Source organism: Streptomyces sp. NPDC088745, assembly GCF_044751045.1.
GTDB classification, from domain to species: Bacteria; Actinomycetota; Actinomycetes; order Streptomycetales; family Streptomycetaceae; genus Streptomyces; species Streptomyces cremeus.
This window is the reverse complement of record NZ_JBIVLB010000016.1, coordinates 1-3,034: the sequence shown is the minus strand read 5'-3', so window position 1 is coordinate 3,034 and position 3,034 is coordinate 1. Positions and strand designations below refer to the sequence as shown.

Below are 3,034 nucleotides of genomic sequence, written 5' to 3'. Positions count from 1 at the left end.
CGCGGCTGGTATACTTTGGGGGGCGGGGGCCCCCGAGGCCGGCCTGGGGCCTGGGGGGGGGGGGGGGGGCGGGGCGCCCCCCCCCCCGCCACAGCACAGGCGGGACCCACACCAGAAAGGGCATCCACTGTGGCCTACACCCTGGGAATCCGAGGCTGCCAGCACCTCGGATACCACAACCCGCGCATGCGACTGCACCCTCAGACACGCTGGAACCAGCGCGTTGTCGACGGGCACCTCGCCCACGACCTGACCATGCGCGCGATGCTCGACGCCGGGGTGCAGGGCATCATCGACGGGGGCGATCTCACCCACCGGTCCCGTCCTCTGCCGCGCGACGTGGAACACGCCAACCGTGTTGACGACCTGCGGGCCCGAGCCAACATCTGGGGCCTGGGCAACAGCGGCAACCACTGCGCCGGCGCGGGAACGGACATCTCCGCCATGGGCACGATGCACCGGCCCGATCTCGGCATGCACGCGGTCTACCCCGACCCCCGCCGTGGCCCGGGCGACGGAACCGGCCCCTACCCGGGCCTGTACGAGATCCACCAGCCGACCGACGGCCTCGCCATCCACGCAGTGTCCCACTACGGTTTGGACCGCTCCCTGGCCGACGCCGGCATCCACATCGACCCCGTCCCGCTGCCCGGCCACGTGAACCTCTTCGTCTGCCACGGCACGTTCGAAGCCGACGGCCGTCTCTACCACTGCATCAACCCCGAGGGGCAAGAACGCCCTATCCCCCTGGAGTGGGCCCAGCGCGGATGGGACGCGCTGCTGCTCTCCCACTACCACTCCCTCGGCGCTGTACCCGGTCACGACCACGGCGGTCCCGGGCAGGTCTGGTACACCGGCTCCTCCCTGACGCGGGGCTTCTCCGACGACCTCGGCCCGCGCGGCTGGCTTCACGTCACCATCGAGGACACCGGACGCGTCCGCGTCGAAGCCCGCACCATCTGGCAGCGGCCTCAGCACGACCTTCCCGTCATCAACGCCGCCGAGCTGACCACCGAGGACATCGACCAGCTCATCACCGACCGCATCGCCGCGCTGGAACTGGAAGACCTCGAAAGCGCGAAGCTCACCGGAGACGCCGGGGCGATCGTCCGCCAGCGCATCAGCGGCACCACTCCCGGCCAGCGAGCGGCTCTGCGAGCACTCCAGCCTCGATGGAGCCGCCTCGCCTCTGCCGCCGCGTCCTGGCAGATCGACTATCCCCACCCCACCCAGGCGCAGGACGCGGACAGCACAGCGGGAAGACAGCGCCTGATCACGGGGCGGATCGCGGACTACGGCACGGAATTCGAAACCCGCAGTGCCGAGCTGTCCCGGCGCATGGGCGTCCCCGACGTCATCGCCGAGCCGGTCCTCACCAAGGCCCTGCAATGGGCCAAGGAGATCACTCCCACCTCCGCCTCGTCGAGCGAGGCTGCGATCACCGACTAAACCCGCCCCGGGCGGAGGTGTCCGCTTTGCCGACGATGCTGCACGGCAGACGGGGCTGAACTGCGGCCCCACCGGCAAGGAGAAACACCTTGACCCTGAACACACGCCGCCCGGCGCCGGGCCAGGCGCTGCGCCGCTCGACCGTTCTCGCCACAGCCGTCCTGGTCGGCGCGACCGCGCTGTGCGCCGCCCCCAGCGCGGTCGCAGCGGACAAATGGGGCCCCGGCTTTGCCATCCCCGATGACCTCAACAAGCCGGACGCCTCCCACCTGGGTGCGTACGGAGCGCCGGGGGCCCCGGTCAGCGGCATCACCGGCCGGGCCTACTGCGCCGACCCGACCCTCGCCGGTCCAGCAGCCGGCGGCCAGTACGGCAAGGCCACCGAGGTCACCACCTGGACCTCGAAGGCCACCGGTCGGCAGGTCTCCAAGGAGAACACCGCCCGTGCCGCGTACGTGCTGTCCAAGTACGGCGACACCGCCAACGACAGCCAGGCCGCAGCCGTCGACGCGGCCGTGTACAGCTTCCTCGAGCAGGGCAGCACGTACGCCCTGCCCAACGGCAAGCGGGCGCTGGAGCGGGTCTCGTACCCCAACGTTCCGAAGGAGGTGAAGACCAAGGCAGAGGGGTTCATCACCGAGGCGGGCAAGCTGGCCGGCCCGTACAAGGTCAACGTGTACGCCCCCGCCGCGTTCAAGCCCGGCGAGAAGACCACCATCACGCTGGACGTCACCGCCGCGTCCGGGCAGAAGGTCCCCGGCGTCCAGATCCAGCTCAACGGGGCGGGTGCCGTCACCGGGGCGGGCACCGTCACCACGAACGACGAAGGCGTCGCCACAGCCACCATCACCCCCGCCAAGGCAGGGACCGTCGAGCTGAAGGCGGTGGCCAAGAACCTGCCCGCCTCGACGCTGATCGCCCATCTGCCCGCCAACGACAAGGCACAGCGGATGCTCGTCGCCGGCGGCACCACGAGCGCCGAAGCCCAGCTCAAGATCACCGTCAACGCGCTGAAGGGGAGCATCAAGCTCCTCAAGACCGCCAGCGACACCAAGAAGCCGCTGTCCGGGGTCCAGTTCGAAGTCAAGGACGAGGCCAACAAGACGGTGGCCAAGGGCACCACCAACAGCCAGGGCCTCTGGCAGGTCGACAACCTCCCGCCGGGCACCTACACCATCCACGAGGTCCAGGCCGTGGAGGGCTACCAACTGGCCGTGGACCAGAACGTGACCGTCGTGGACGGCAAGACCTCCGACGTCAGCGTCGTCGACGTCAAGATCCCCCAGCCCGAGAAGCCGAAGCCGCGGCCCGTGGACATCCCCGAACTGCCGAAGACCGGCGCGTGACCACAACCTGACGGCTCTCACACGCTGACGCCGCGGGGCGGGGCGGGGCCCGCCCCCCCCCCCGCCCCCCCCCCCCCCCCCCCCGGGGGCCCCGGGGGGCCCCCCCCCCCCCCCCCCCCCCCCCCCCCCCCCCCCCCCCCCCCCGGGGGGCCCCCCCCCCCCGGGGGCCCGCCCGGGGGGCGGGGGGAGCCGGACGGGGGTCAGACCTTGACGCCGACCGAGCGCAGGAAGGCGACCGG

The 3,034-nt window shown here is 71.6% G+C and carries 2 protein-coding genes; both read left to right on the top strand.

All coding sequences use genetic code 11. The features are described 5' to 3' along the window. The first annotated feature begins 186 nt into the window (after nucleotides 1-186). Nucleotides 187-1,449: a hypothetical protein gene (locus ACIP93_RS30990; RefSeq protein ID WP_401764121.1), complete on the top strand. Its 1,263-nt coding sequence runs from the start codon at nucleotides 187-189 to the stop codon at nucleotides 1,447-1,449. Between the two features lie 89 nt (nucleotides 1,450-1,538). Then, nucleotides 1,539-2,795 (top strand): collagen binding domain-containing protein, encoded by a 1,257-nt coding sequence (locus ACIP93_RS30985; protein ID WP_401764118.1) that lies wholly within the window; start codon nucleotides 1,539-1,541, stop codon nucleotides 2,793-2,795. Nucleotides 2,796-3,034: the final 239 nt, after the last annotated feature.